This window comes from Mesorhizobium sp. DCY119 (assembly GCF_003590645.1).
Taxonomy (GTDB): Bacteria; Pseudomonadota; Alphaproteobacteria; order Rhizobiales; family Rhizobiaceae; genus Mesorhizobium_M.
The window spans coordinates 1,239,697-1,266,372 of sequence record NZ_CP031834.1 but is presented as its reverse complement, the minus strand read 5'-3'; the positions used below and the strand labels follow the sequence as shown (position 1 = coordinate 1,266,372).

General features: G+C 62.8%; 28 protein-coding genes and 1 tRNA gene. 17 read left to right on the top strand and 12 right to left on the bottom strand.

The genetic code is table 11. The features are described 5' to 3' along the window. The first annotated feature begins 137 nt into the window (after positions 1–137). The 5 genes from secA (at position 138) to DZG07_RS06170 (ending at position 6,997) form a co-directional block, all read left to right on the top strand. Complete coding sequence (secA, locus tag DZG07_RS06190; protein WP_119815186.1) at positions 138–2,861, top strand: preprotein translocase subunit SecA; 2,724 nt, start codon at positions 138–140, stop codon at positions 2,859–2,861. Positions 2,862–2,957: 96 nt separating this feature from the next. Next, a complete protein-coding gene (locus DZG07_RS06185; protein ID WP_119815183.1) occupies positions 2,958–3,686 on the top strand; it encodes a class I SAM-dependent methyltransferase in 729 nt (242 codons plus the stop codon). Between the two features lie 83 nt (positions 3,687–3,769). Further along, positions 3,770–5,179, top strand: coding sequence for a flippase (locus DZG07_RS06180; protein WP_091910341.1), 1,410 nt, complete (start codon positions 3,770–3,772; stop codon positions 5,177–5,179). Then, positions 5,179–6,462, top strand: a complete 1,284-nt coding sequence (locus tag DZG07_RS06175; protein ID WP_119815180.1) for a GNAT family N-acetyltransferase — start codon at positions 5,179–5,181, stop codon at positions 6,460–6,462. Before DZG07_RS06180 ends, DZG07_RS06175 begins: the two co-directional genes overlap by 1 nt. A 220-nt stretch (positions 6,463–6,682) precedes the next feature. Next, complete coding sequence (locus tag DZG07_RS06170) at positions 6,683–6,997, top strand: antibiotic biosynthesis monooxygenase family protein (RefSeq protein WP_119815178.1); 315 nt, start codon at positions 6,683–6,685, stop codon at positions 6,995–6,997. Between the two features lie 41 nt (positions 6,998–7,038). Here DZG07_RS06170 and DZG07_RS06165 read toward each other — a convergent pair whose 3' ends face one another. Continuing rightward, positions 7,039–8,673: an acyl-CoA synthetase gene (locus DZG07_RS06165; RefSeq protein WP_119815175.1), complete on the bottom strand. Its 1,635-nt coding sequence runs from the start codon at positions 8,671–8,673 to the stop codon at positions 7,039–7,041. Positions 8,674–8,838: 165 nt separating this feature from the next. Between DZG07_RS06165 and DZG07_RS06160 the strand changes: the two genes are divergently transcribed. Then, positions 8,839–9,057 carry an alkylphosphonate utilization protein gene (locus DZG07_RS06160; protein WP_091910057.1) on the top strand — a complete coding sequence of 73 codons (219 nt, stop codon included), beginning with the start codon at positions 8,839–8,841 and terminating at the stop codon, positions 9,055–9,057. Between the two features lie 23 nt (positions 9,058–9,080). On the opposite strand, the gene DZG07_RS06155 is transcribed toward DZG07_RS06160, so the two are convergent. The 5 genes from DZG07_RS06155 to DZG07_RS06135 form a co-directional block, all read right to left on the bottom strand. Further along, positions 9,081–9,503: a low affinity iron permease family protein gene (locus DZG07_RS06155; RefSeq protein ID WP_119815172.1), complete on the bottom strand. Its 423-nt coding sequence runs from the start codon at positions 9,501–9,503 to the stop codon at positions 9,081–9,083. 157 nt (positions 9,504–9,660) lie between these two features. After that, complete coding sequence (locus DZG07_RS06150) at positions 9,661–10,446, bottom strand: glycosyltransferase family 25 protein (protein WP_091910338.1); 786 nt, start codon at positions 10,444–10,446, stop codon at positions 9,661–9,663. A 37-nt stretch (positions 10,447–10,483) separates the two neighbouring features. Continuing rightward, positions 10,484–11,164, bottom strand: coding sequence for a glycosyltransferase family 29 protein (locus DZG07_RS06145; RefSeq protein WP_245429594.1), 681 nt, complete (start codon positions 11,162–11,164; stop codon positions 10,484–10,486). 230 nt (positions 11,165–11,394) lie between these two features. Beyond that, entirely contained in the window at positions 11,395–12,963 is a 1,569-nt protein-coding gene (locus DZG07_RS06140; RefSeq protein WP_119815169.1) for a calcium-binding protein, read from the bottom strand. 240 nt (positions 12,964–13,203) lie between these two features. Beyond that, positions 13,204–13,288: transfer RNA gene (locus DZG07_RS06135), tRNA-Leu, on the bottom strand. A gap of 142 nt (positions 13,289–13,430) precedes the next feature. Here DZG07_RS06135 and DZG07_RS06130 point away from each other — a divergent pair. Both DZG07_RS06130 and DZG07_RS06125 read left to right on the top strand, forming a co-directional pair. After that, entirely contained in the window at positions 13,431–14,018 is a 588-nt protein-coding gene (locus DZG07_RS06130) for a YqaA family protein (RefSeq protein ID WP_091910048.1), read from the top strand. 23 nt (positions 14,019–14,041) lie between these two features. Further along, positions 14,042–14,560 (top strand): disulfide bond formation protein B, encoded by a 519-nt coding sequence (locus DZG07_RS06125; protein WP_091910045.1) that lies wholly within the window; start codon positions 14,042–14,044, stop codon positions 14,558–14,560. Between the two features lie 62 nt (positions 14,561–14,622). On the opposite strand, the gene DZG07_RS06120 is transcribed toward DZG07_RS06125, so the two are convergent. Together DZG07_RS06120 and DZG07_RS06115 are read right to left on the bottom strand one after the other, a co-directional pair. Next, entirely contained in the window at positions 14,623–15,180 is a 558-nt protein-coding gene (locus DZG07_RS06120; RefSeq protein ID WP_091910042.1) for an HNH endonuclease, read from the bottom strand. A 110-nt stretch (positions 15,181–15,290) separates the two neighbouring features. Continuing rightward, positions 15,291–15,950 carry a DNA-3-methyladenine glycosylase gene (locus DZG07_RS06115; RefSeq protein ID WP_119815166.1) on the bottom strand — a complete coding sequence of 220 codons (660 nt, stop codon included), beginning with the start codon at positions 15,948–15,950 and terminating at the stop codon, positions 15,291–15,293. 73 nt (positions 15,951–16,023) lie between these two features. Between DZG07_RS06115 and gluQRS the strand changes: the two genes are divergently transcribed. Beyond that, on the top strand, positions 16,024–16,911 hold the full coding sequence (gene gluQRS / locus DZG07_RS06110) for a tRNA glutamyl-Q(34) synthetase GluQRS (RefSeq protein ID WP_245429593.1): 888 nt from the start codon (positions 16,024–16,026) through the stop codon (positions 16,909–16,911). Between the two features lie 9 nt (positions 16,912–16,920). Here the strand turns inward: gluQRS and DZG07_RS06105 are convergent, their stop codons facing one another. Then, a complete protein-coding gene (locus DZG07_RS06105; RefSeq protein WP_091910035.1) occupies positions 16,921–17,208 on the bottom strand; it encodes a hypothetical protein in 288 nt (95 codons plus the stop codon). Between the two features lie 149 nt (positions 17,209–17,357). On the opposite strand from DZG07_RS06105, the gene DZG07_RS06100 reads away from it, so the two are divergent. Next, a complete protein-coding gene (locus DZG07_RS06100; protein WP_091910030.1) occupies positions 17,358–18,263 on the top strand; it encodes a DMT family transporter in 906 nt (301 codons plus the stop codon). On the opposite strand, the gene DZG07_RS06095 is transcribed toward DZG07_RS06100, so the two are convergent. Continuing rightward, positions 18,230–19,081 (bottom strand): YihY/virulence factor BrkB family protein, encoded by an 852-nt coding sequence (locus DZG07_RS06095; RefSeq protein WP_244537722.1) that lies wholly within the window; start codon positions 19,079–19,081, stop codon positions 18,230–18,232. The two genes, DZG07_RS06100 and DZG07_RS06095, sit on opposite strands and share 34 nt — an antisense overlap. 67 nt (positions 19,082–19,148) lie before the next feature. Here DZG07_RS06095 and DZG07_RS06090 point away from each other — a divergent pair, with 67 nt between their 5' ends. The 7 genes from DZG07_RS06090 (at position 19,149) to DZG07_RS06060 (ending at position 24,596) form a co-directional block, all read left to right on the top strand. Beyond that, entirely contained in the window at positions 19,149–20,015 is an 867-nt protein-coding gene (locus tag DZG07_RS06090) for an SDR family oxidoreductase (protein ID WP_119821443.1), read from the top strand. A gap of 20 nt (positions 20,016–20,035) precedes the next feature. Next, positions 20,036–20,227, top strand: a complete 192-nt coding sequence (locus DZG07_RS06085; RefSeq protein WP_091910023.1) for a twin transmembrane helix small protein — start codon at positions 20,036–20,038, stop codon at positions 20,225–20,227. Positions 20,228–20,252: 25 nt separating this feature from the next. After that, on the top strand, positions 20,253–20,834 hold the full coding sequence (locus DZG07_RS06080; RefSeq protein ID WP_119815163.1) for a cob(I)yrinic acid a,c-diamide adenosyltransferase: 582 nt from the start codon (positions 20,253–20,255) through the stop codon (positions 20,832–20,834). 82 nt (positions 20,835–20,916) lie between these two features. After that, positions 20,917–21,687, top strand: a complete 771-nt coding sequence (locus DZG07_RS06075) for a rhomboid family intramembrane serine protease (RefSeq protein WP_091910017.1) — start codon at positions 20,917–20,919, stop codon at positions 21,685–21,687. 210 nt (positions 21,688–21,897) lie between these two features. Further along, positions 21,898–22,644 carry an electron transfer flavoprotein subunit beta/FixA family protein gene (locus DZG07_RS06070; protein WP_091910014.1) on the top strand — a complete coding sequence of 249 codons (747 nt, stop codon included), beginning with the start codon at positions 21,898–21,900 and terminating at the stop codon, positions 22,642–22,644. Positions 22,645–22,668: 24 nt separating this feature from the next. Further along, complete coding sequence (locus DZG07_RS06065) at positions 22,669–23,598, top strand: electron transfer flavoprotein subunit alpha/FixB family protein (protein ID WP_091910011.1); 930 nt, start codon at positions 22,669–22,671, stop codon at positions 23,596–23,598. A 116-nt stretch (positions 23,599–23,714) separates the two neighbouring features. Continuing rightward, positions 23,715–24,596 (top strand): 3-hydroxybutyryl-CoA dehydrogenase, encoded by an 882-nt coding sequence (locus DZG07_RS06060; protein WP_091910008.1) that lies wholly within the window; start codon positions 23,715–23,717, stop codon positions 24,594–24,596. A gap of 109 nt (positions 24,597–24,705) precedes the next feature. On the opposite strand, the gene DZG07_RS06055 is transcribed toward DZG07_RS06060, so the two are convergent. Then, positions 24,706–25,770: a sn-glycerol-3-phosphate import ATP-binding protein UgpC gene (locus DZG07_RS06055; protein ID WP_119815160.1), complete on the bottom strand. Its 1,065-nt coding sequence runs from the start codon at positions 25,768–25,770 to the stop codon at positions 24,706–24,708. Next, positions 25,770–26,618, bottom strand: coding sequence for a sn-glycerol-3-phosphate ABC transporter permease UgpE (gene ugpE / locus DZG07_RS06050; protein ID WP_119815157.1), 849 nt, complete (start codon positions 26,616–26,618; stop codon positions 25,770–25,772). Before ugpE ends, DZG07_RS06055 begins: the two co-directional genes overlap by 1 nt. Positions 26,619–26,676 lie beyond the last annotated feature (58 nt).

Here is a 26,676-nt window from a genome sequence, read left to right as displayed (position 1 = left end):
CCCTCTTATCTGTCCTTCGACTTTGCGTCCAGAACCGTTTTCCCGGGCGCTTTTCGTTGTTTCAACCTGATCCGGTTAGTAGGATAGCGGGTTAAGTCGGCACACCGCCGGCAAGATTCGAATTGAAAGGCCCTTTGATGGTCAGTCTCGGCGGCATCGCCCGTAAGATTTTCGGCTCCTCCAATGATCGCCGCGTCAAGTCGACGCGCCCCAGGGTGGAGGCGATCAATGCGATGGAAAATGAACTGCGCGCGCTCACCGATGACGAGCTGCGCGCCCGCACCGACCAGTTCCGCCAGGATCTGGCCAATGGCGCCGACATCGACGACCTGCTGGTCCCGGCATTTGCGACGGCGCGCGAAGGCGCACGGCGCGTGCTCGGCCTGCGTCCCTTTGACGTCCAGCTCATCGGCGGCATGGTTCTGCATGGCGGCGGCATTGCCGAGATGCGCACCGGCGAAGGCAAGACGCTGGTCGCCACCCTGCCCGTCTACCTGAACGCGCTGACCGGCAAGGGCGTCCATGTCGTCACCGTCAACGATTATCTCGCCAAGCGCGACTCCGAATGGATGGGCCGTATCTACAAGTTCCTCGGCCTCACCGTCGGCGTCATCGTCCACGGCATGAGCGATGAGGAGCGCCGCGAGGCCTATGCCTGCGACGTGACCTACGCCACGAACAACGAACTCGGCTTCGACTATCTGCGCGACAACATGAAATATGAGCGCGCCCAGATGGTGCAGCGCAATCACAATTACGCGATCGTCGACGAGGTCGACTCCATCCTTGTCGATGAGGCGCGCACGCCGCTGATCATTTCCGGCCCGCTCGAAGACCGTTCGGAGATGTACAACACCGTCGACGCCTTCATGCTGCAGCTGACGCCTGAAGACTATGAGGTCGACGAGAAGCAGAAGACCGCGATCTTCACCGAGGACGGCACCGAGAAGCTGGAGAACCTGCTGCGCGACGCCGGCCACCTGAAGGGCGAGTCGCTCTATGACGTCGAGAACGTCGCCATCGTCCACCACGTCAACAACGCTCTGAAGGCCCACCGCCTGTTCCAGCGCGACAAGGATTACATCGTCAAGGATGGTGAAATCGTCATCATCGACGAGTTCACCGGCCGCATGATGCCGGGCCGCCGCTTCTCGGAAGGCCTGCACCAGGCGCTGGAAGCCAAGGAACACGTGGCCATCCAGCCGGAAAACCAGACGCTGGCCTCCGTCACCTTCCAGAACTATTTCCGCATGTACTCCAAGCTCGCCGGCATGACCGGTACGGCTTCGACGGAAGCGGAAGAATTCGGCAACATCTACGGTCTCGAAGTGACCGAAGTGCCGACCAACCAGGCCGTGCTCCGCATCGACGAGGACGACGAGGTCTACCGGACGGTCGAGGAAAAATACAAGGCGATCGTCAAGGAAATCCGGGAAGCAAGCTCCAAGGGCCAGCCGACGCTGGTCGGCACGACCTCCATCGAAAAGTCCGAGCAGCTCGCCGAGCGCCTGCGCAAGGACGGCTTCAAGGACTTCCAGGTTCTGAACGCCCGCCACCATGAGCGCGAAGCCTCGATCGTCGCCCAGGCCGGCAAGCCCGGCGCCATCACCATCGCCACCAACATGGCCGGCCGCGGCACCGACATCCAGCTCGGCGGCAACGCCGAGATGCGCATCGAGGAAGAACTCGGCGACATGCCGGAAGGTCCGGAGCGCGAGGCCAAGGAAAAGGCGATCCGCGACGACATCGCCGTGCTGAAGGAAAAGGCGCTCGCCGCCGGCGGCCTCTACGTTCTGGCCACCGAACGCCACGAGAGCCGCCGCATCGACAACCAGCTTCGCGGCCGTTCAGGCCGTCAGGGCGACCCCGGCCGCTCGAAATTCTTCCTGTCGCTGCAGGACGATTTGATGCGCATCTTCGGCTCCGAGCGCATGGACGGCATGCTGCAGAAACTCGGCCTCAAGGAAGATGAAGCCATCATCCATCCCTGGATCAACAAGGCTCTGGAAAAGGCGCAGAAGAAGGTCGAGGCGCGCAACTTCGACATCCGCAAGAACCTTCTGAAATACGACGACGTCATGAACGATCAGCGCAAGGTCGTCTTCGGCCAGCGCATCGATCTGATGGACGGTGAGAGCCTGACCGAGACGGTCGCCGAGATGCGCCAGGACGTGATCGACGATCTCGTCGCCAAGCACATTCCCGAAAATGCCTATTCCGAACAATGGGATGCGGCCGGCCTGAAGGAAGGCGTCATCCAGTATCTCAACCTCGATCTGCCGATCGAGGACTGGGTGCAGGAAGAGGGCATCGCCGAGGAAGACATCCGCCAGCGCATCACCGAGCAGGCCAATGCCGTCGCCAAGGACCGCGCCGACCGCTTCGGCCCCGAGGTCATGGCCTATGTCGAGCGCTCGGTCGTCTTGCAGACGCTGGACCACCTGTGGCGCGAGCATCTGGTCAATCTCGACCATCTGCGCTCGGTCGTCGGCTTCCGCGGCTACGCCCAGCGCGATCCGCTGAACGAATACAAGTCGGAAGGCTTCGAGCTGTTCCAGGCCATGCTCGGCAATCTGCGCCAGGCAGTCACCGCACAGCTGATGCGCGTCGAGCTGGTGCGCGAGGCGGCAGACGCCCCGCCCCCGCAGGCGCCGCAGACCTTCGGCCAGCACATCGACGCCTCAACCGGCGAAGACGATTTCGGCGACACCATGACCGCGGTCATGGAAGACAGCCGCGTCGTCGCCGCCGAAGACCGCGACCCGACCGACCAGCGCACCTGGGGCAAAGTCGGCCGCAACGAGGCCTGCCCTTGCGGTTCGGGCAAGAAATACAAGCACTGCCACGGTGCTTTCGCCTGACGTGAAGCCAGCAAACGAAGCCGCCTGACCGTTCAGGCGGCTTGCCGGTTGGCTGGCCGTCCGGCGGCGCCATGTGGCTGACCGATCAGGCTCACAATGGCGCAGAATATCTACGACAAGTCCGAGTTCTTTGCCGGCTACAGCCAGCTCAACCGTTCGGTCCACGGGCTTGACGGCGCGCCGGAATGGCCGTCGATCCGCGCCGTGCTTCCGGATCTTTCGGGCAAGCGCGTCGTCGATCTCGGCTGCGGTTTCGGCTGGTTCGCCCGCTGGGCGCGCGAACACGGGGCGGCCAGCGTCCTTGGGCTCGACCTGTCGGAGAACATGATCGCCCGCGCCAGGGCCGACACCGCCGACCCGAACATCGAATACGCGATCGCCGATCTGGAAAAACTCGAACTGCCAGCGGCATCCTTCGATTTCGCCTACAGTTCGCTCGCCTTCCACTACATCGAGGATTTCGGCAGGCTGGTGCAGACGGTGCACCGCGCGTTTGTGCCGGGCTCGCATTTCGTCTTCACCATCGAGCATCCGATCTTCATGGCCCCGGCGCATCCCGGCTGGTCGCTGGACGACGACGGCAACAGGACATGGCCGGTCAACCGCTATGCCGTGGAAGGCCCCCGCGAAACCGACTGGTTCGCCAAGGGCGTCATCAAACAGCATCGCACCATCGGCACGACGCTCAACACGCTGATCGGCGCAGGTTTCGCGATCCGGCATGTCGAGGAGTGGAGCCCGACCGCCGGGCAGCTTGCCGCCAATCCAGATCTGACTGATGAAATGGAACGGCCGATGATGCTGCTGGTGGCCGCGCAGCGCTAGACGCTTCGGCTAAAACCCCAAAGCCGAACCGTTTCTTAAAGACTTTTGCGTAAGCGTCCTTTTTGGAAATCGGAGTGTTTGGGGTGCGTTTTTCCGCGGCAACGACTGCCGAGCGACTGCTGCCCGCGCGCCTTGCGCTGCGCGCGAAGCCGCTGCTTGACCAGATCGATGCAGCACTTTTCTCCGCCGACGAGCGCGGCGAAGCCGGCCGCATGTCGCTGATCGCCTTTTCCATCCGCATCGTCAGCGCCCTCATCGCCTTCGTCAGCCAGGTGCTTCTGGCGCGCTGGATGGGCAGTTTCGAATACGGCATCTTCGTGCTGGTCTGGGTGACGATGATCATCGTCGGCAACCTGTCCTGCTTCGGCTTCCACACCTCGGTTATCCGCTTCATCCCTGAATACCGGGAAAAGGGCCGCATGGCCGAGTTGCGCGGCGTGCTTGTCACCAGTCGCGTCTTTTCGCTGGTCGCCTCCACGGTGATGGCCGGCCTCGGCGCGCTCGCCATCTGGCTGTTCGAGGCGCATATCGAGAACTACTACGTCGTGCCCTTCCTGCTCGGCGTCATCTGCATGCCGATGATCGCGCTGTCGGACGTGCTGCAGGGCATTTCGCGGGCGCATTCCTGGGCGATTTCAGCGCTGTCGCCGACCTATCTGACCCGGCCTGTGCTGATCCTCGTCTTCATGGTCGGGGCGCTTCTGCTCGGCTATCCGCCGACGGCTACAACGGCGGTGATCGCCGCGATCATGGCGACCTATGCGACGACCATCCTGCAACTGGTCAGCGTCACGCGCCGCGTCGACGCCAAGGTTCCAGCCGGCCCGAAAAAGGTGCATTTCCGGGAGTGGTTCATGGTTTCGGTGCCGATCTTCCTGGTCGAGAGCTTCTTCTTCATCCTGACCAATGCCGACGTTCTGATGGTCGGCGCCTACATGAACCCGGAAGACGTCGCCGTCTATTTTGCCACGGTGAAGACGCTGGCGCTGGTGCATTTCGTCTATTTCGCGGTCAAGGCCGGCGTGGCGCAGCGCTACGCGCAGTTCACCCATGGCGATCCCAGCCGCTTGGCCGCCTTTGCCCGCGAGACGGTGTCATGGACCTTCTGGCCTTCGGTCGCCATGGCGCTGGCCGTGCTTGCGCTTGGCGAGCCCATGCTGAAACTGTTCGGCCCCGGCTTCGATGCCGGCTACCCGCTGCTGTTCGTGCTGGTGTTCGGCGTGGTGGCGCGCGCTGCGGTCGGGCCATGCGAAAGCCTGCTCACCATGAGCGGCAACCAGAACATCTGCGCCCTCGTCTACGCGCTGACGCTGGCAATCAACATCGGCCTGAACGTCGTGTTCATCCCGCAATTCGGGCTGTGGGGCGCAGCGATCGCGACGGCTGTGGCGATGATATTCGAAGCCGGCGCCCTTTCCTTCACCGTCTGGCGAAAGCTCGGCATCGTCATGGCAATCTTCATTCCGGCAACGGCCATGCAGGGAGGCCGCTGATGGTAGCAATTCCCCTTCTCGAGGAAACCAGCGGCGGACCCGCCGGCACGATGATTTCCGGCTTTGCCGGGCTGCCGGCCAAGGCCGTCGACCCGGCGCATGTCGAGCTTCTGGCAAGCACGCGGCCACCGCGCCGGCTGGCTATCTACCCAGCGTCAGCCGGCTTCGACCTGATCGAGGAACTCGACCATCTGTGCAGCCGCACGATCGAGCCGAACGTCTTCTTCAATCCGCGCTTTCTCGCCCCGGCCATGCCGCGCCTCGAGGACCGGGAGGTGCGGCTCGCCGTCATCCGCGACGGCGACGAGTACCGCAACCGATTGCGCCTGCTGGTGCCATTCTCGGTGGAAAGGCCCGGCGTGCCGCTCGGCGTGCCCGTCATGCGGATATGGTCGAGCCCGTTCGGCCCGCTCGGCATGCCGCTCGTCGACCGCGACGATCCGCAGGGCGTGCTGGAGGATTTCTTCGCCATCCTGGCGCGTCCGCACCTGAAGCTGCCGAAGGTCTTCGTGCTGCCCGACATGCGGCTGGAAGGGGCCGCGGCCGGCGTCCTGCGGTCGGTCTCGGAGGCGCGCGGCCTGCCGCTGGTCATCACCAGCGAGGCCGAACGGCCCGTGCTCGAGAGCGAGCTTGAAGGCGACGACTATCTGAAGGCGTCGCTGCGCTCGCATCACTATCGCGAATTCCGCCGGCTCAAGCGCCGGCTGGCCGAGCACGGCAGGCTGGAGCATGTCGTGGCGCGCGGCCAGGACGATATTCGCCACGGCCTTGAAGCCTTCCTGACGCTCGAGGCCGCCGGCTGGAAGGGCCGCCAGCGCACGGCGATGGCGATCGATCGCTACCGCGCCGCCTTCGCCCGCGAGGCGGTGCACCGGCTGTCCGAGCAGGATATGTGCAGGGTGCATTCGCTGCTGCTCAACGGCGAGGTGATCGCTTCGCTGATCGTCTTCGTCGAGGCCGGCGTCGCTTACACGTGGAAGACGGCCTATGACGAGAAATATGCCGCCTATTCGCCCGGCACGCTGCTGATGATCGAGGTGACGAGGCAGCATCTCGACGACCCCAACATCATGATGACCGATTCCTGCGCCGTGCCCGACCATCCGGTGATGAGCCGGCTGTGGTCGGAGCGCAAGAAGACGGGCACGATCGTGATCGGCCTGACACCCGACGCCGACCGCGCCGCGCGGCAGGCGGCCTCGCAGCTTCACCTCTATCGCGAGACGCGCAACATAGCCCGCATCCTGCGTAACCGGGTGCGCAGCCTGCTCAAGCGGCGGTGATTGCCGCAAACGATCGCCGGTGATAAAAAATCGCCGTCGAAAAGGACCTGGAGCGGCAGAGGTAAGCCCGCTCCCTTCCGCACCACGGAAGCTCCGTTTTCCGCCCTACGCGGAAACCCACGGCAAGCAGAGGCGCGCTTTTGCGCCCCGGCTTGGCGTGTCAGGAGGTCTCTGCTCGAACAGCACTCCTTCGCGCCGGGCGTTACCGAAGGAGAACCAAATGCCCATCATTCGCACCGACAGCGGCATCATCACCCAGATCAATGTCTTCACCGTACCGGAAGGCGGCCAGCAGGCGCTGATCGACCTACTGCAGGAAGCAGCCATGAGTTGCCGGACCGTCCCCGGCTGGCTCTCGGCCAGCCTTCACCGCAGTCTCGATGGCCGGCGCGTGGTCAATTATGCCCAGGCCCGCGACCAGCTCGCGATGCGGCGCGTCTTCGAGCACCTGCAGTCGAACGGCTTCCTCGAGCGCAACAAGGCGCTCGGAGAGGCGCATCCCGGCCTCTACGAAGTGGCGTGCACGGTGGAGTGAAGGTTCGCGAACTGGCGGGCCGGAGATTCCGGCCTGCCCGTTCAGCCTCCCGTTTCGCGCTTGGCCCTGTCGCGGAAGATGCGGCGGATGACCTTGCCGGTGGTGGTCAGCGGCATGGAATCGACGAATTCGACCTCGCGCGGATATTCATGCGCGGAGAGCCTTTCGCGCACCCACAGCTTGATCTCGTCACCAAGTGCTGCATCGCCAACGAAGCCGTCCTTCAGGACGACATAGGCCTTGACGATCTCCGTGCGCAGCGCGTCCGGCTTGCCGACGGCAGCCGCCAGCGCCACGGCCGGATGCCCGGTCAGGCAGTCCTCGATCTCGCCGGGACCGATGCGGAAGCCGGCCGAGGTGATGACATCGTCGTCGCGGCCGAAGAACTGGAAATAGCCGTCTTCGTCCTCGATGCCCTGGTCGCCGGTGGTCATCCAGTCGCCGATGAATTTCTTGGCGGTCGCCTCCGGGCTGCGCCAGTATTCGAGGAACATCACCGGGTCGGGCCGCCGGATCGCGATCTGGCCGACCTCGCCGGGCTTCATGCGCTGCCCCTCGGCGTCGATGATCGCGACCTCATGCCCCGGAACCGGCCTGCCGATCGCCCCGCCCCGGCTGACGCCAAGTGCCGCGCAGGAGGAGAGCACCAGATTGCACTCGGTCTGGCCGTAGAACTCGTTGACGGTCAGGCCGAACTCCGCCCGCGCCCAGTCATAGGTCTCGCGGCCGAGCGATTCTCCCGCCGAACCGACGCTGCGAAGCTTCAGATGGAAGCGTTTGCGGATATCCTCCACGCTCTTCAGCATGCGAAGTGCCGTTGGCGGTATGAATGCGGTGCGCACGCCCATCTTCTCGACGAGACCGAGGGCGGCTTCGGGATCGAACTTTTCAAAGCGGGCGGAAACAACGGGCACGCCGAAATAGAGCGAAGGCAAGAGCGCGTTGAGCAGGCCGCCGGCCCAGGCCCAGTCCGCCGGGGTCCACATCAGGTCGCCGGGCTGCGGCAGGAATTCATAGGCCGTCTGCACGCCCGGCAGATGGCCGAGCAGCACGCGGTGCCCGTGCAACGCGCCTTTTGGCGGTCCGGTCGTGCCGGAGGTAAAGATCATCATCGCCGGATCGTCCGGCGTGGTGTCTTCGGCAACGAAGGACGACGGGTGGCCGGCAACGATGCGGTGAAAATCACGAACGCCGCTTTCCGCGCCGTCGATGGAGACGACAGCCTCCAGATCAGTCAGGCGGCTGCCGATCCTTGCGAGCTTTGCAGCGCCGCTCGAATTGGTCACCACCGCCTTCACGCCGGCTGTCTGCAGGCGGTATTCCAGCGCCTCGACGCCGAACAGCAGCGCCAGCGGCACGGCGATGGCGCCGAGCTTGTAGATGGCGACATGGGCAATGACCGTCTCGAAAGACTGCGGCAGAAGCAGCGCCACCCGGTCGCCGCGCCTGACGCCCAGCGCGCGCAGGCCGTTGGCGAAGCTGTTGGATCTCGCGGCGAGTTCACCATAGGTGAGCTTTTCGGCTTCGCCCTCGGCGCGATAATCGAGAAGTGCCACGCGATCAGGCTCGCGCGCCGCCCAATGATCGGAGACGGCGGTGCCCATGTTGAAGTGTTGCGGAATCCGCCAGCGAAAATCGCGGTAGAGACTTTGATAGTCGTCGCGCCGTTCGAGCATGGACCGTGGATTGAACCCTGAAATCATCGCCGGATGGAGCGACTGGTGGCAGATACCGCGCCGGGAGCAGCGCCGTCAATCGACGCCGGCGATCATGCCATGTTGCGCGCGGTGCCTGTGCCCATTACTGGGACGCTGACATATGAAGCGCGGAAGGGAAATTTCATGGCCGACGTGGTGAAGGACAGCAACGGCAATGTGCTGAAGGATGGCGATTCGGTTACGCTGATCAAGGACCTGAAGGTCAAAGGCACGTCGGTGACGCTGAAGCGCGGGACGATGGTCCGCAACATCCGGCTGACCGACGACGCCGAAGAAATCGAATGCAATGCCGAGAAGGTCAAGGGACTGGTGCTTAAGACGGCCTTCCTCAAAAAGGCCTGACCGGCCGCAGCCTGAACCGCTTCTTACTTTGCTGCTTGCTTGGCGGTCTGCTTGGCCGCCGCGCGATTTGCCCGGTCGGCGGCACGGTCCGCGCGCTTGGCGGCCTGCTCGCATTTCAGCCGAAAGTCCTCGACCTCTTCCTCGGTGAGATGCTCGATGCCGATGAACTTGTTTTCGCCTTCGCTGACGCGGATGAGTTCGTCGAGCTTGGCCTGGATCGCAGCGCCGTCACGGTTCTGCGTGTTCTGGATGAGGAACACCATCAGGAACGTCACGATGGTTGTTCCGGTGTTGATGACCAGCTGCCATGTGTCGGAGAAGCCGAGAAACGGGCCACTGGCCGCCCAGACGACAATGATGGCGCAACAGCCGACAAAGGTCGCCGGCATGCCCGCTGCATGCGCAACCTTGTTGGCAACGCTGGTGAACATCTTGTTGAACGACATGGCTTGAGCGTCCTGATCATGAAGCTCCAACCGGCTAGTCTGTTGCCGGCGAGCAGGTCAGAAACGACGATGCGATCAGGATTGTTCCATTGGAACGGCGACGAGCCTTACGCTGGCGGGCGGTATCAGGAAATGCATCGCTCCCTGTGCGACCGAATTACCGGAAGGGAACGGTAATCCACCGCTTGTCGGTCAGAACATTCGAGGCTGTTCTTCGAGCGGAATTGGCGAGTTGCAGGACGGGCCGCTTGATCTCGCGCCAGGCCTTGCGCAGCCCGGTGGGCTTCACGACCCGCTCATCATGCAGGTCGCTGCCAAGGCCGATGGGGGAAGTCGCTCGCCTGTCGAGGAAAAAGTCCTGGACGCAGATGGCCGGGGAAAGCTGATACGTTACGAAGGAACCGGCCCAGGGCAGCTGAAAATTGAACAGGAAATGATCCACGGGATTGTCAAAGCTCTTGCTTTTCTCGAGGAGTTTTTCCGCGCCCTTCCGGGTCAGGATATAGCCTCCGGCGCCCATATGGGTGTCCCTCAACCGATGAAGCTTGCGGCCGCCGACCAGCGCAGCCATCGACTTGTCGATCTTCGTCGGGCGGTTCATCGTTTCAACTTTGATGATATCCGCGTCAGCAGGTATCCAGTCGCTGCTGCTGAGAAGCCTGGCGGCGTCATCGGCTATGTGCAGGTCGTCCTCGAAAATCGCTGCACAGGGCAGATCGTCTTCGACAATGCGGCGCCAGCATTCCCGATGGCTGAGGAAGCAGGCCGTTTCGCCGGCACGCGCCTGGTCGTTGCCGCGCAGCCTGATCAGGTCGTCACGCGACAATTGCGTGCCATCCACGGCGCTGACGCGATCGAACTGGAGCCCCAGTTTGTCGAAAATCGCCGACATGCGAGCCAGCCGGTCCGGCCTGCGATCCAGATTGATAACGAACGATTTCATGTATTTGCCGCGCCTGCCGCCGTTCGTCGAAATCACGTTATTTCTTTCGACTGTACCTGTCTTTTTTCGCGTATTTCGGTTTCCAGTCTTCCCCGGCCGGCCAGATCTTGATGTTGCGTTCCTTGGCCTTGCGCTGAACCCATTCCCGCTCCTGGTCCCAGGTGTGGTTTTTCCAGCCCTGCCAGCCGAACCCGGCTATTTCCACATCCCATGTCTCCGCCGGCATGCGCTCCAGCGCGTAGCGGATCCCGAAATATCCGGTCGTGGGGAAGGTGCGGTCGTCGAGCAGGACTGAAAGGTCCAGCCCCAGTTCAAGGCAACCGGCCTCGTAATTGTCGGGGGGCAGGATCGCGACGGTCTTGCCGGCATCGCCATACATCGTCAGCGAAGCCCAGGTCCACTCCGCCCGCCGTCCCTTGATCCGGGCCCAAAGGCTCGGTTTCAGGGAATATTTCTGAACGGCCGTCGGATGCGAGACGAGAAACACGAACTCCGCAGCCTGGACGATCGGCGATGTCGGATACTTTGGATCCTTGAGCCGCCGCTCCATGGGCTTGCCCGTATTGCAGACGAAAAGCCAGTTGGTCTTCGTGCCGCTCATGCCGATCGATGCCTTCGGCTCGTTGAAGCGGATCACATGATCCGCGGCATCGACCTGCTCCGACATGTCGGAGAGCAGTGGACCATTACCGACAATAAAGAGTTTCTTCTTCGCCACAGAAATCAGCCAGATGTTGGGTTAACGACGCGAATTGCTGCAATATGTGGCAGCTCGTTATCTCGTTCAACGCGTGTCGCCTAACATAGGGTGATTGCCGCCGCAATCCGCAACGGCTCTCTGGCGTTGACGCCCGTTTGCAGTTATCGAATCAGTGCGTCGCCGCGGGGCGGACGCGGAGCCGCTGCTGCAGGAACTGCAACAACGGCTCCGGCAGGCCCCCGCCCGCATCAGACGATGAAGAAGTCGGCGTTCGTGAGCGTAAGGTTGGCAGAGACGGTCGCGAACTGAACCGCAGCGGCACCGCCCAGCCCATCCTTGTCGAACAGCAAGGCACCGGTCGTCTTGTTGTAGATGATCCGGTCACTGGCATCGGCCGCCGCAGAACCGGTATGGAAGGCAGCAGCCGTCAGCGTACCGGCAGCCAGGCCGGTGAAGATGGCATTTTCCAGCCGGATCGTGTCGGCCACGACATTGAAGTCGGTGATCGTGTCCTTGTTGGTCGATGCATTCAGCGCAGTGTTGAAGAAGAACGTATCGTTGCCGGCACCGCCGGTCAGCGTGTCGTTGCCGAGCCAGCCATTGATCAGGTCGTTGCCGGCAGCGCCGTTCAGCGCGTTGTTGCCGCCATTGCCGTTGATGGTGTTGTTGCCGGCGTTGCCGGTGCCGGAGATCGCACCCGTCCCCGACAAGTTCAGGTTTTCGACAGTGCCTTTCACCTGTGTAGTGTTCGCGAGGTTGAAACTGATCGCCGACACCACCGTATCGGTGCCGCTGCCGCCGTCGGAAAGCTCGTCGACGATATCGCCGGCATTGTCGACGTAATAGGTGTCGTTGCCCGTTCCGCCCTTCATCGTGTCGGCGCCCGCCATGCCGTTGAGCGAGTCGTTGCCGGCCTCGCCCCGAAGCACATTGCTGACCGCACTGCCAACGAGCACGTCGTTGGAGGCGGTACCCCGAACGTTCTCGATGTTGAGAAGCGTGTCCTGCTTGCCGAAGCCATCGATGGCAACGCCGGTCGTCAGATTGACATTCACGCCGGCATTGCCGCCCCAATTGGCGTCGCGATGGTAACGGACCTCGTCGATGCCAGCGCCGCCATCGATGCGGTCGCGCCCGTTCATGCCCATGAACTGTTCATTGGCCGCCGAGCCGAGCATGACATCGGCGAACTGGCTTCCGCGGAAGGATTCGATACTGGTGAAGCTCTCGCTATTGCCCCATTGGTCAATCGCAATACGCGTCACCGCGTTGATATTGACGCCACGCAATGCCGTCGGCTCGTATTCGGCGAAGCTGATCTGGTCGTAGCCATTGCCGCCGTTGTACGTATCCTTGCCGGCCCCGCCGACGAGATAGTCGTCGCCGTCGCCGCCATTCAGCGTGTCGTTTCCGGCATGACCGTAGAGATCGTCGGCCCCGGACGAGCCGTTGATCGTGTCGTTGCCGCTCATCAGCCAGGCATTGAGATCCCAGCCGCTGAAAGTGTCGGCGGCGTCCGAGACGTCCGTAAATGGACGGTTGATCCCGGCCAGTGTCTGGAGGACCGTCGTGCCATTGCTCTGCAGCAACTGCACCGAAGCCAGCGTGCCGCCGGTGACATAGCCCTTGGCATCGTAAGTGAAGCCGGTGCCGATGAGCTTGAGCTTGAGGCCGTTTTCCATTTGCAGCACGCGCTGCGTGGCCGATGATGACACGACCGTGGCGTTATTCAGATTGACCAGCTCGCCTATGCTGGGATTGTAGTCGAGGCCCAGCGGATAGATCCCGCCTGGAAAACTCACCGTCAACGTCGCCATAAAAATCTCCCGCGCTGTGCCACCAACGTGGGAAGTCCATTCCGCCAGTAAGGCCGCGAAGGAAGGCGCCGCCGGCGAACGACGTCGCAATCCTTCTCAGTGTTTCAGGCAGACGCTCCCCGCGCTTGCATACGCCGAGAATGCCGCAAGGCGCAGGTGCCCGATACTCCCAAATGGGGTGGACGCCAACGGCGGCCGCATAGTTCAAACGATTGAGATCGCGATACGACTTTCGGTCGATGGTGCCCCCTGCCGGGATCGAACCAGCACTCCTCTCGGAACCTGATTTTGAGTCAGGCGCGTCTACCAATTCCGCCAAGGGGGCCCGGCCCTTTCGGGCGGACGGCTGCGGACTATACGGTGCGACCCCGTGTCGTCAACTGCCCCCTGTCGATTTCGTGAAGGAACCGCCATTGTGCGGCCATACAAATCTTTCTAGACAGAGCCACCCACCAACGGAATTTTTCATGCTTCGCAGACTCTACGACTGGACCCTGTCGCTGGCCGCGCGCAAATCCGCCGAATGGTGGCTCGCCTTCATCGCCTTCGTCGAAAGCTCGATCTTCCTGGTTCCGGCAGACGTGCTTTATTTGCCGATGGCGCTTTCGCGGCCCGAACGCGCCTACCGCTATGCCATGATCGCCACCGTCGCATCGGTGCTTGGTGGCATCGCCGGATGGTTCATCGGCTACTTCGCCTATGAAAGCATCGCCAAGCCGGTGCTGGAATTCTACGGCAAGTTCGATGAGTTCGAGGCGCTGCGCACCGGTTCGGGCATGGGCTTCATCCTGCTCATGCTGGTCACTTCCGGGCTGGCGCATCTGCCGCCGATCAAAGTGGTGACGATCCTGGCCGGTGTGATGCATGTCGATATCTGGCTGTTCATCGTCTCGGCGATCATCGCGCGCGGCGCGCGCTTCTTCTTCCTCGCCTGGCTGCTGCGCCGCTATGGCGAGCCGATCCGCGAGTTCATCGAAAAGCGGCTGGGGCTCATCGCCGGTGCTGGTGCCGGCGCGGTCATCCTGCTCTATATCGTGATCAAATACGTTCTCTGACGCCGAAACGGACACAGACCCTCATGTCGCGCACCCTCACCCAGCCCACCAGCAGCGTCCAGACAGCGACCGCGCTCATCCTTCTTGTCGGCATGGCTGCGGTTGTCGGCTCGGCACTCGGTTTCGAGCATCTCGGCGGCTACATGCCCTGCAAGCTCTGCCTCGAACAGCGCACGCCCTATTATGTCGGCGTGCCGCTGATGGCGATTGCGGCGCTGTCTTCCGCGCTGCATCTGCCGGCGGTGATCACGCGCGGCCTGCTGCTCATCGGCGGCTTGCTGATGGCCTATGGGCTTTACCTCGGCGTCTTTCATTCCGGCGTCGAATGGGCCTGGTGGGCCGGCCCGACCGATTGCGGCGCGGTTTCGGCCCCCGCGACCGGCGGCACGGGCGGCGTGCTCGATTCGCTCAACACCGTCATCCCGCCATCCTGCGACAAGGCCGCGCTGCGCATCCTCGGCCTGTCGCTCGCCGGCTGGAACGCCATCGCCAGCCTGATCCTGACGATCATCGCGTTTCGCGGCGCGACCGGGAAAGCATGAGATCACCGGAAGCGCAGAAAACCGCGTCAGATGGCCGGCAGGGTGAGTTAGCGAGCGGTCTCTTACGGCTCCAGCTCGACATCCCAGTATAGATAATCCATCCAGCTTTCGTGCAGATAGTTGGGTGGGAACATCCGGCCGTTGTTGTGCAGGTCGTGCACGGTCGGGTGGTATGGCTTCTGCATCGGCCACATCTTGGCGTGGGCCGGCATCATGCCGCCTTTGCGCAGATTGCAGGGCGAGCAGGCCGCAACGACGTTCTCCCAGGTCGTGGCGCCGCCGCGATGGCGGGGGATGACGTGGTCGAAGGTCAGGTCCTCGGGCGTGCCGCAATACTGGCACTGGAAGCGGTCGCGCAGGAAAACGTTGAAGCGCGTAAACGCCGGGTGACGCGACGGCTTGACGTAGCTTTTCAGGCTGACGACGCTCGGCAGCTTCATCGAGAAGGATGGCGAGGACACCGAATGTTCGTATTCGGCAACGATGTTCACGCGGTCGAGGAAGACAGCCTTGATGGCGTCCTGCCACGACCAGAGCGACAGGGGGTAATAGCTGAGCGGGCGGTAATCCGCGTTCAGCACCAGCGCTGGAAGCCCATCCGGAGATACGGCAACCGTCACTTCTAAACCTCCTTGCTCATCGAACCGTTCGGCGCGGATACTGTAAGCCCGAGATGACAGGGATGTGAAGCGGTTTCACCATCATCCGAGGGGCCAAAAAACCATATATTTCAGGCTTTTTTTGGCATATCGACCGGCGGTGCGGCGTCACGACCTCGTGTTTCGCGGTAGTAGGACCAAAAAAGCCGTGCCGCGACCCCTCTCCAGGGCGCCCATGATTCGGCCAGCGCGATGAGCGCTTTCTCGCCCGGACGGGGGTCGACGCCGAGCGCCTGCCCCACCGCCGTCTGCAGGGCGACGTCGCGTGCCGGGAAGATGTCGGGGTGCCCGGCCGAGAACAGAAGATAGACTTCCGCCGTCCAGGGGCCGATGCCGGACACCGCCGTCATGTGACCGATCGCCTCCTCCGCATCGAGTCCGCAGAGATGGTGCAGGTCGAGCCCGTCGCGCACGGCCTGCGAGACGGCGAGCAGGGTGCGCTGCTTGGGCCGCGACAGTCCGGCCTCGCGAAACATGTCCTCGCCGGCATCGAGCAGGGCCTGCGGCGTCAGCGGATCGACCAGCTTCACCAGCCGTCCGAAGATGGCGTCGGCGCTTGCCCGCGACACCTGCTGCGAAACGATGATCGACGCGAGGCTGACGAAGCCCGGCTCCGACAGCCGCAACGGCACCTCTCCGGCCATCGCGCGCACCGCCGTCAGACGTGGGTCGATGATGCAAAGCGCGTCGAGCCCGTCGGCAATGTCGTCAAGCGAGGTGATGCGGCGCATGGTTTTTCTTGTTCCTTATGGCGCGGCAAAGTAGCAATCGGGCGATGAACCGTTCAATCCGAATTCGGCTGCCGTGACCAACACTCCTGCCATACCGGTCTTTCGCTTTGCGCCGAGCCCGAATGGCGAGCTTCATCTCGGCCATGCCTATTCGGCACTGCTCAATGCGAAGCTCGCCCGGGCCCAAGGCGGGCGCCTGCTGTTGCGCATAGAGGACATCGACACGATCCGCTGCACGCCGGAATTCGAGGCCGGCATTTTTCGCGATCTGGCGTGGCTTGGTCTGACATGGGAGGAACCCGTTCGCCGCCAGTCAGACCATTTCGCGGAATACGAGGCCATGCTGCAAAGGCTGATCCGCGAGGAACTCGTCTATCCGGCTTTCATGAGCCGGGGCGAAATCCGCGCCCATATCGCCGAGAGCGAGAAGCGCGGCAGGGATTGGCCGCGCGACCCGGACGGCGCGCCGCTCTATCCGGCCACCGACAAGGCGCTTTCACCATCCGAGCGCAGAAGACGCATCGAGGATGGCGTGCCTTTCGCCTGGCGGCTCGACACCGAAGCGGCAATCGCCCGTTTGGTCAAACCCCTGTCGTGGACCGAATTCACCGACGAGACGCTGAGCGCCACGAACGAGATCGAAGCCCGTCCTCAGGACTGGGGCGACGTCATCGTCGCACGCAAGGAAATCCCGACCAGCTATCATCTGTCGGTCGTGGCGGACGATGCGCTGCAGGGCGTCAGCCACGTCGTGCGCGGCCGTGACCTCTATGCCGCGACCGGCATCCAGCGGTTGTTGCAGCACCTGCTTGGCCTGCCCGCGCCCGTCTATTTCCATCACCGCCTGATCCCCGGGCCGGACGGGCGAAAGCTATCGAAGAGTTTTGGCGACACCGGGCTGGCGGCGCTCAGGGAAAATGGCGCGACGCCCACGGAAGTAAGGCGTCTCGTCGGACTGTGACGGAAACGGTCAGATGCGGGAAATGCCGGCCTTAAGCAGCGCCAGAACGGCAATCCCGATGAAGGCGCCGCCGAGGCCCGTCGCCATAGCCTGGGTCAGGTCGCCCAGCCTGACGCCCCAGGAATTGACCAGCACGATCGCCGCGAAGAAACCCGCGGTGAAGATGACCATGTTACCGACAGGGCCAAAACCGTCATCGCGCATGATGGCGTGAAGTGCGCTTCCAAAGAACAGGGCCATGACGGTAACGGCGGCAACGGCCATCATCAGCCAGCCCGACTCGAGATTCCAAAGCATGCAGCGCCCCTCCCGAAGGCGACCGTGCATGTCCCTTGAACCCCACCCGGTTCAACGCTCCTGAAACTATGGATCAACCGTTTAACTTTGCTTGCCCGAATGATTCGCATTAGAGCGATCTCACCGACAAACGGACCCAGCCCGACGAAATGCCTCTGCTCAAGCGGTTCATACCCGCCACTTTCGTCCTGCTTTGGTCGACCGGCTTCATCGGCGCGCGCTATGCGATGCCCTGGGCGGAGCCTTTCACCTTTTTGGCCGCGCGCTTCGTGATCGCCTTCGTCATTCTCGGCGCCCTGATGGCAATCCTTGGTGCGCGCGGAATGGACCGCCGCGCAGCGCTGCATGCGGCAACCGCCGGCGCGCTGATACATGGCGTCTATCTCGGCGGCGTCTTCTGGGCCATCCACCAGGGCCTGCCGGCGGGGCTTGCCGCCCTCATCGCCAGCCTCCAGCCGCTGGTGACCGCGCTGTTTGCCGGAAAGCTTCTCGGCGAGGAAATCCGCCCGCGCCACTGGATCGGCCTGGCGGTCGGCTTTGTCGGTGTCATCGTCGTGCTGTCGCCGAAACTCGGCACGCTTGGCGGCGGCGTGACCTGGCAGACGCTGACGGCCGCCACCATCGGCATGGCCGCAATCACTGCCGGCACCATCTGGCAGAAGCGCTTCGTCACCGGCGGTGATCTGGTGACGGGTACGTTCTATCAATATGTCGGCGGCGCAGCCGTGATGCTGCTCGCCTCGCTCGCCTTCGAGACGCACACGGTGACGATAAACGGCGAACTGATCTTCGCCATGGCATGGCTGGTGCTGGTGCTGTCGATAGGCGCGGTGTTCCTGCTGATGGCGATGATCCGCGACGGCGAGATGTCGAAGGTCTCATCGCTGTTTTATCTCGTGCCGGCGGTCACCGCGATCATGGCCTGGGCGCTGTTCGGCGAGCAACTGACGCTGGTGCAGCTTGCCGGCATGGCGCTGGCGACTTTTGGTGTGGGGCTGGCCACGGCGGCGAACCCGAAGGCTCAGGCTCCAACGCGGGCCCGCGCTTCCAAATAGCGCGTGATCGACGCGTTGAGTTCGCCGCCAAGGATAAAAATCGCCGAGACGATATAGAGGAACACCACCGCGATCATGATCGAGGCGAGGCCGGCATAGGTCGTCACATAGGACGAGAAATTGTCGAGATAGGTCGCGAAAACCGTCGAGCCGACAAGCCAGGCCACGAGCGTGAAGATGATGCCCGGCACGATGGTGACGAACCGGCGCTTGCCCGCCGGCAGCCAGAAATGCACCGCCACGAGGCCGAGCACGATCACCGTTGAAGCAATCACGAAACGCCACAGCGTGATCGTGCCCATATAGGGCTTGATCCACTCGAAATTGGCCTCTGCCAGCCGCGCCAGCAACGGTGCAAAGACGAGCAGCACGCTGATGGCAACAAAGCCGATCGTGGCGATGAGCACGAAGAGCAGGCTCTGGAGACGCCGGTAGATGAAGGTGCGCGTTTCGGTGACGCGATAGGCGCGGTTGAGCGAGGTGCGCAGCGCCTCGATGCCGTTGGAAGCGAAGAAGGCGGCCAGCACCACACCGTAGGTGAGAAGGTCGGTGCGCTGGACTGTCAGCACGTTGACCACCTCGCGGGCGATAGGGGCGGCGATCTGTTCCGGCCAGGTGTCGAAGACCAGATGCACGGCGGTTTCCGAAAAAGCCTGCGCGCCGAGAAAGCTTGCCAGCGTGGTGGCGAAGATGAGGAAAGGAAACAGCGCCATCAGCGCCGAGATCGCCAGATGACTGGCCATAGACCAGCCGTCGTCATAGTTGAAATGGCCGAGCGCGTCATAAAGCACGCGCTTGATCGCAACGATCTTCCTCAACGTGCCTGCATCCGCGCTTTTCCCTCGATTGTGTCCCGGCCGCGAATATGGGAAGGGTTTGCCGCAAATGGCAAGTGATGGTGGAACAACGACCGCGCCAACGCAAAAGTTGCGCACGATTATCGTGACCGGCGCCTCCTCGGGCATCGGCGCTCATTGCGCACGCGCCCTGAAATCCGACGGATGGCGGGTTTTCGCCACGGCGCGAAAACCCGAAGACATCGCGGCACTGACGGCGGAAGGTTTCGAGGCCTTCTATCTCGATTATCGCGAAGCTGATTCGATCGCCGCACTCGTCGAAGCGGTGCTGGAACGCACCGGCGGCACGCTCGACGCGCTTTTCAACAACGGCGCCCATGCTCAGGCAGGTGCCGTCGAGGATTTGCCGGTGGAGGCGCTGCGCGAGCAGTTCGAGGCGAATTTCTTCGGCTGGCACGATCTGACCCGGCGCATCGTGCCGGTCATGCGGGCGCAAGGTCACGGCCGCATCGTCCATTGCTCGTCGATCCTCGGCCTGACGCCCGTCAAATGGCGCGGCGCCTATGCAGCATCGAAACATGCGCTCGAAGGCCTGATGCTGTGCATGCGGGCCGAGCTGCAAGGCTCCGGCATCGAAGTGTCGCTGATCGAACCCGGCCCGATCGAATCGAAGATCGCCTCGAATGGGCTGGCATGGTTCGTGAAGAACATCGATCACGAGAACTCGGTGCACCGGAAGGACTATGAGGGCCAGCTGGCACGCCTGCGGGCGGGTGGATCGAAGTCGCGGCTCAAGCTCAAGCCGGACGCGGTTTATGCGGTATTGCGCCACGCCCTCCTATCGCCCAAACCGAGACCGCATTATGTGGTGACGACGCCGGCTAAAATCGGCGTTATCCTGAAACGTATCCTGCCCGCTTCGCTGTTTTACCGCGTGCTCGCGTCGCAGGCCTGAAAAACGAAGCTGGAAATCCAATGGCAACCGTCTTCAACATCCTTGCCGTCATGGTCATGGTCATCGTGGTGATCGTGCTGATCCGCGGCCTCGCCAACATGATGCGCGGCGGCTCCAGCACCACCTCGAACAAGCTGATGCAGGCGCGCGTGCTCCTGCAGTTCATTGCGCTGGTTCTCATCCTGCTGGCGGTCTACTTCAACCGCAGCTGATTTTTCGACCGACGGGGGGAGCCAGATGGTCAAGCTCAACAAGATCTACACCCGCACCGGCGACGACGGCACCACCGGCCTCGGCACCGGCGAGCGCCGGCTGAAATCGGACACGCGTGTCGACGCCTATGGCACGGTCGACGAGGCCAATGCCTGCATCGGACTGGCGCGCGTGCATACGGGAGCCGAACACCCCGAAATCGACGCCATGCTCGCCCGCATCCAGAACGACCTGTTCGATCTCGGCGCCGACCTTGCAACGCCCGACGACGGCAAGCCGCTCGGCTATGAGCCGCTGCGCATCATCCCCTCGCAAGTGGAACGGGTGGAAGCCGACATCGACCTCCTGAACAAGGATCTGCAGCCGCTGCGCTCCTTCGTGCTCTCCGGCGGATCGCCGGCGGCTGCCGCACTTCATCTTGCCCGCACCGTGGCACGGCGGGCCGAGCGCATCATGGTGGCGCTGGCGCAGGATCCGGCCGAGCACGTCAACCGCGACGGCATAAAATACATCAACCGCGTCTCGGATTTCCTGTTCGTTGCCGCCCGTGTCGTCAATGACAACGGAAATGCCGATGTGCTATGGGTGCCGGGCAAGAACAGGTAACTCATGATCCCGAAAAGTGGGAACCGGTTTTCGGATAGGATCATGAGCGGAAAGCTGCGCTGAGGGGGCGGAAGAAACCGCGATGTTCATTCCGCTGCATGACGCCAACAGCCTCAAATACATCAAGCATCAATATGTGACGATCGGGCTGATCGCGGCCAACGTCATCATCTACCTGTTCACTGCCTTTGAGAGCGAGCAGGCAGCGCAGGCCACGGTGCTTGGCCTCGGTTACATTCCCTCCGTGTCCTTCGGCCTGGCCGAACTGCCGCCCGGCTACGCGCTGGTGCCCGAGCCGCTGACCTATGTCACCTACGCCTTCCTGCATGGCGACATCTTCCACCTCGGCGGCAACATGCTGTTCCTCTGGGTGTTCGGCGACAATGTCGAGGATGCGCTCGGCCACATCAAATATCTGATCTTCTATCTGCTGTGCGCAATCTCGGGTGCCGTTGTGCATGGCTTGATAGCGCCGGAGTCTCAGATGCCGCTGATCGGCGCGTCGGGCGCGATTGCCGGCATCGTCGCCGCCTATCTCATTTTGCACCCGCGCGTGAAGGTGTGGATCCTGGCCTTCGCCCGCATACCGCTGCGCATTCCGGCCTATATCACCCTTGGACTGTGGATCATTTTCCAGTTCTCGATGCTGGCGCTCGGCGGAGAAGACCAGATTTCCTGGGCCTGCCATGCCGGCGGCATCATCGCCGGCGCGATCCTGGTTCTGATCCTGCGCCGGCGCGACGTGCCGATCCTCGATCGGGAGATCGTGACGCCACGTGCGGTCAAGGTCGAACAGCCAAGCGCGGTCGCCCCTGTCGAGGCACAGCCGACGACGCGTTGGGGAAGACAGTAATCGCTCGAATTCAACCGATTTGGGTTCGTTGCGGATATTGACGTGCATTCGGCGGCTAACTAGGGTCCGCCCGCTTGCGGAAGCCTAGTTGCCACCGGAAGTGCGCATAGGGATTTCCGTTTTCTGGTCCAATATGTCGCCATTCGACAAATGGACGGGGCCTCGCTCTGCTAGTGAGCGCTCCAAAGTCATCAGAGAGGTGAGAAGCACATGAAAGTTCTCGTGCCCGTTAAGCGGGTTGTCGACTACAACGTGAAGATCCGTGTGAAGTCGGACGGCTCGGGTGTCGAGCTTGCGAATGTGAAGATGTCGATGAACCCGTTCGACGAGATCGCGGTCGAAGAGGCGATCCGCCTGAAGGAAGCCGGCAAGGTCGAAGAGATCATCGTGGTCTCGATCGGACCCCAGCAGGCCCAGGAAACCCTGCGCACGGCACTCGCCATGGGCGCCGACCGCGCCATCCTGGTCAAGGTCGACGGCGAAGTCGAGCCGCTGGGCGTTGCCAAGGTGCTGAAGGGTGTTGTCGAGGCGGAACAGCCGGGTCTTGTCATTCTCGGCAAGCAGGCGATCGATGACGACGCCAACCAGACCGGCCAGATGCTTTCGGCACTGCTCGGCTGGAGCCAGGGCACGTTTGCTTCCAAGGTCGAGATTGCCGGCGACAAGGCCAAGGTGACGCGCGAAGTCGATGGCGGCTTGCAGACGGTGGAGCTCAAGCTTCCGGCGATCGTGACGACGGACCTGCGCCTCAACCAGCCGCGCTATGCCTCGCTGCCCAACATCATGAAGGCCAAGAAGAAGCCGCTGGACGAAAAGACCGCTGCCGATTTCGGCGCCGATGTCACGCCGCGCCTCAAGGTCGTCAAGACCGAGGAGCCAGGTGGCCGCAAGGCGGGCGTCAAGGTCAAGGACGTGGCGGAACTCGTTTCCAGCCTCAAGTCCGCCGGCGTGATCTGAGTTCGGAAGGAAAGGGAAACAAAAATGGCAATTCTCCTCATCGCCGAACATGACAATGCATCGCTGTCGGACCAGACCGCCAAGGCGCTGTCGGCAGCCCTGAAGATCGGCTCGGATGTCGACGTCCTGGTCGCCGGCAAGGGCGCCAAGGCAGCGGCAGATGCCGCCGCCAAGCTGAAGGGCGTGCGCAAGGTCCTGCTGGTCGAGGCCGACGAACTCGAGCAGCGCCTCGCCGAGCCGCTGGCGGCGACCGTCGTTGCACTCGCCGGCTCTTATGACACGATCATCGCCCCGGCCACCGCCTCGGGCAAGAACGTGTCGCCGCGCATCGCAGCCCTGCTCGACGTCGCGCAGATCTCGGAAATCATCGAGGTCGTCTCGGCCGACACCTTCAAACGTCCGATCTATGCCGGCAACGCCATCCAGACGGTGCAGTCGACCGACGCCAAGAAGGTCATCACGGTGCGCACGGCTTCCTTCCAGGCAGCGGGCGAAGGCGGTTCGGCTGCGGTCGAGACGGCAAATGCAGCCGCCAATCCGGGCCTGTCGACCTTCATCGAGAACAGGCTGTCCGACAATGACCGCCCGGAACTGACCTCGGCCAAGATCATCATCTCGGGCGGCCGTGCGCTCGGCTCCTCGGAGAAGTTCCAGGAAGTCATCCTGCCGGTTGCCGACAAGCTCGGTGCCGCTGTCGGCGCTTCCCGCGCTGCCGTCGATGCCGGCTATGCGCCCAACGACTGGCAGGTCGGCCAGACCGGCAAGGTGGTCGCCCCCGACCTCTACATCGCGGTCGGCATTTCCGGCGCGATCCAGCATCTGGCCGGTATGAAGGACTCGAAGGTCATCGTCGCCATCAACAAGGACGAGGAAGCACCGATCTTCCAGGTCGCAGACTACGGCCTCGTCGGCGACCTCTTCACCATCCTGCCGGAGCTTGAAAAGGCGCTTTGACTTTAGAACAGGTAGCGCACAAAATCATGGGAGCGGGGTAGACGAAGTCTCCCCGCTCTTTTAGTTTGCACTGCACAAAAGACGAGCCAAAAAGGCTCCATGACGGGATCAGTGTAATGAGTGCTACCATCGAGACGATCGGCATCATCGGCGCAGGCCAAATGGGCAGCGGCATAGCCCATGTCTCGGCCCTTTCGGGCTACAAGGTGCTGCTCTACGATATTTCCGGCGACAACATCCAGAAGGGCATCGCCACGATCAGCGGTAACCTTGCCCGCCAGGTCGCCGGCGGAAAGCTCGAGGACAAGGCCCGGCAGGAAGCGCTGGGGCGCATAGAAGCGGCCCCCACCATGGCCGATCTCGCAGGCGCCGATCTCGTCATCGAGGCGGCGACCGAGGACGAGACCGTCAAGCGCAAGATCTATGCGCAGCTTTGCCCGCAGCTGAACCCGGAAGCGATCCTCGCCACCAACACTTCCTCGATCTCGATCACCCGGCTGGCCGCCCAGACCGACCGGCCGGAACGGTTCATCGGCATCCACTTCATGAACCCGGTGCCGGTGATGAAGCTGGTGGAACTGGTGCGCGGCATCGCCACCGAGAACGAGACGTTCGAGGCCGCCAAGGAATTCGTCCACAAGCTCGACAAGACGACCACCGTCTCGGAGGATTTTCCGGCGTTCATCGTCAACCGCATCCTGCTGCCGATGATCAACGAGGCGATCTATACGCTGTATGAAGGCGTTGGTTCGGTCGACGCGATCGACACGGCGATGAAGCTCGGCGCCAACCATCCTATGGGCCCGCTCCAGCTTGCCGATTTCATTGGCCTGGACACCTGCCTGTCGATCATGCAGGTGCTGCATGACGGACTGTCGGACTCGAAGTACCGCCCCTGCCCGCTGCTGGTGAAATATGTCGAAGCCGGCTGGCTCGGCCGCAAGACCGGACGTGGTTTCTATGACTATCGCGGCGAACACCCGGTGCCGACGCGGTAATACGATCCCTATTGTAGCTGCCCCTCATCCGCCTGCCGGCACTTCTCCCCGTAAACGGGGAGAAGGACGAAGCTCCAACGCTGACGCCTCCCTAAGGGTGAGGGGCGATCTACTCCACCCGCTTGCCCGCTCCATCGAACCAGTGCAGCTTTTCGGCCTTCGCGACGACACGCAATTCATCGCCGGGCTTGGCGGTAGCGCGGCCCCCGACACGCACCACGATCCGCTGACCGCCAGCGGCGCAATATAGAAAACTTTCCGAACCGACCGGCTCGACCGCTTCCACCTTTGCAGGGAGCACCACGGCACCTTTCGGCACATCCGGTCCGAAGGCGACATCGGCATCTTCCGGGCGAACGCCGAGCGTGACGGCACCGGCCGGGCCTGAGATGCCAACAGGCGAACCGTCGCCAAAGGAAAGCCCCTTGCCGCCTGCCTGCACCGCAAGCAGGTTCATCGGCGGCGCGCCGATGAAGCTCGCGACGAAGGTCGAGGCCGGCTTTTCGTAGATGTCGAGCGGATTGCCGGACTGTTCGACCAGACCGCCATTCATGACCACCAGCACGTCCGCCAGCGTCATCGCCTCGAGCTGGTCGTGCGTGACATAGACCGAGGTGACACCGAGAGAGCGTTGCAGGTTCTTGATCTCGACCCGCATCTGGCCGCGCAGCTTGGCATCAAGGTTCGACAACGGCTCGTCGAACAGGAACACCTTCGGGCTGCGCACGATGGCGCGGCCCATGGCGACGCGCTGGCGCTGGCCGCCGGAAAGCTCGCGCGGGCGACGGTCGAGCAGGGCGGCGAGTTCGAGCGTCTTGGCCGTCTCGCGCACGCGCCGGTCGATCTCGTCCTTCGGCATGCCGCGGTTGCGCAGGCCGTAGGCCATGTTGTCGTAGACCTTCATATGCGGATAGAGCGCGTAGTTCTGGAACACCATGGCGATGTCGCGCTCGGCGGGGCCGATCGTGTTGACCACCTTGCCGTCTATCGACACGTCACCCGACGAGATCGTCTCCAGCCCGGCAATCATGCGCAAAAGCGTGGACTTGCCGCAGCCCGACGGGCCGACCAGCACGCACAGCGCCTTGTCGGGAATGGCGATGGAGACGCCCTTCACCGCTTCCACGCCACCCGCATAGACCTTCTTCACATCGTTCAGATCGACGGTAGCCATTATTTCTCCGTATCGACGAGGCCGCGCACGAACCAGCGCTGCATCAGAACGACGACGAGGATCGGCGGGGCGATGGCCAGCATGCAGGTGACCATGATGAGGTGCCATTCCGTGTCGGCGTCGGCAAAGGAAATCATCTTGCGAAGCGCAATGACGATCGTGTTCATATCGTTGCGGTTGGTGACGAGCAGCGGCCACAGATACTGCGTCCAGCCGTAGATGAAGAGGATGACGAACAGCGCCGCGATATTGGTCTTCGACAGCGGCAGCAGGATATCCTTGAAGAAGCGCCACGGTCCCGCACCATCGACGCGCGCGGCCTCGACCAGTTCGCCCGGGATTGTCAGGAAGAACTGGCGGAACAGCAAAGTCGCGGTGGCCGAGGCCATCAGCGGCAGCGTCAGGCCGGTATAGGTGTCGATCAGGCCGAAATCGACCATCACCTTGTAGGTCGGCAGGATGCGCACTTCGACCGGCAGCATCAGCGTGATGAAGATCAGCCAGAAGAAGGTCATGCGGAAGGGAAAGCGGAAGAACACGATCGCATAGGCCGACAGGATCGAGATGACGATCTTGCCGATGGCAATCGCCAGCGCCACCACCGTCGTGTTGAACAGCAGCGTGCCGACCGACACACCGCCGATACGGCCGATGCCGCCGAACAGCGCGGTCGAATAGTTCTCCCAGAAGCGGTCGCCGGGCAGCAGCGGCAGCGGCGGGCGCAGGATCGTCTGCAGCGAATGGGTCGACGCGACGAATGTGTAGTAGATCGGGAATGCGACGATCAGGATGCCGAGGATCAGCACGGCATGCGCGATGAAGGTGCGGATGGGGGATGAGCCGATCATGCGCCCTCCTCCCCCCTTGAGGGGGAGGTGCCGCCGAAGGGGGCGGAGGGGGTCACCA

Coding starts and splice junctions, on each gene's coding strand:
- secA (WP_119815186.1), top strand. CDS start 138: ATGGTCAGTCTCGGCGGCATCGCCCGTAAGATTTTCGGCTCCTCCAAT.
- DZG07_RS06185 (WP_119815183.1), top strand. CDS start 2,958: ATGGCGCAGAATATCTACGACAAGTCCGAGTTCTTTGCCGGCTACAGC.
- DZG07_RS06175 (WP_119815180.1), top strand. CDS start 5,179: ATGGTAGCAATTCCCCTTCTCGAGGAAACCAGCGGCGGACCCGCCGGC.
- DZG07_RS06170 (WP_119815178.1), top strand. CDS start 6,683: ATGCCCATCATTCGCACCGACAGCGGCATCATCACCCAGATCAATGTC.
- DZG07_RS06165 (WP_119815175.1), bottom strand. CDS start 8,673: ATGCTCGAACGGCGCGACGACTATCAAAGTCTCTACCGCGATTTTCGC.
- DZG07_RS06160 (WP_091910057.1), top strand. CDS start 8,839: ATGGCCGACGTGGTGAAGGACAGCAACGGCAATGTGCTGAAGGATGGC.
- DZG07_RS06155 (WP_119815172.1), bottom strand. CDS start 9,503: ATGTCGTTCAACAAGATGTTCACCAGCGTTGCCAACAAGGTTGCGCAT.
- DZG07_RS06150 (WP_091910338.1), bottom strand. CDS start 10,446: ATGAAATCGTTCGTTATCAATCTGGATCGCAGGCCGGACCGGCTGGCT.
- DZG07_RS06140 (WP_119815169.1), bottom strand. CDS start 12,963: ATGGCGACGTTGACGGTGAGTTTTCCAGGCGGGATCTATCCGCTGGGC.
- DZG07_RS06130 (WP_091910048.1), top strand. CDS start 13,431: ATGCTTCGCAGACTCTACGACTGGACCCTGTCGCTGGCCGCGCGCAAA.
- DZG07_RS06125 (WP_091910045.1), top strand. CDS start 14,042: ATGTCGCGCACCCTCACCCAGCCCACCAGCAGCGTCCAGACAGCGACC.
- DZG07_RS06115 (WP_119815166.1), bottom strand. CDS start 15,950: ATGCGCCGCATCACCTCGCTTGACGACATTGCCGACGGGCTCGACGCG.
- DZG07_RS06105 (WP_091910035.1), bottom strand. CDS start 17,208: ATGCTTTGGAATCTCGAGTCGGGCTGGCTGATGATGGCCGTTGCCGCC.
- DZG07_RS06100 (WP_091910030.1), top strand. CDS start 17,358: ATGCCTCTGCTCAAGCGGTTCATACCCGCCACTTTCGTCCTGCTTTGG.
- DZG07_RS06090 (WP_119821443.1), top strand. CDS start 19,149: ATGGCAAGTGATGGTGGAACAACGACCGCGCCAACGCAAAAGTTGCGC.
- DZG07_RS06085 (WP_091910023.1), top strand. CDS start 20,036: ATGGCAACCGTCTTCAACATCCTTGCCGTCATGGTCATGGTCATCGTG.
- DZG07_RS06080 (WP_119815163.1), top strand. CDS start 20,253: ATGGTCAAGCTCAACAAGATCTACACCCGCACCGGCGACGACGGCACC.
- DZG07_RS06075 (WP_091910017.1), top strand. CDS start 20,917: ATGTTCATTCCGCTGCATGACGCCAACAGCCTCAAATACATCAAGCAT.
- DZG07_RS06070 (WP_091910014.1), top strand. CDS start 21,898: ATGAAAGTTCTCGTGCCCGTTAAGCGGGTTGTCGACTACAACGTGAAG.
- DZG07_RS06065 (WP_091910011.1), top strand. CDS start 22,669: ATGGCAATTCTCCTCATCGCCGAACATGACAATGCATCGCTGTCGGAC.
- DZG07_RS06060 (WP_091910008.1), top strand. CDS start 23,715: ATGAGTGCTACCATCGAGACGATCGGCATCATCGGCGCAGGCCAAATG.
- DZG07_RS06055 (WP_119815160.1), bottom strand. CDS start 25,770: ATGGCTACCGTCGATCTGAACGATGTGAAGAAGGTCTATGCGGGTGGC.
- ugpE (WP_119815157.1), bottom strand. CDS start 26,618: ATGATCGGCTCATCCCCCATCCGCACCTTCATCGCGCATGCCGTGCTG.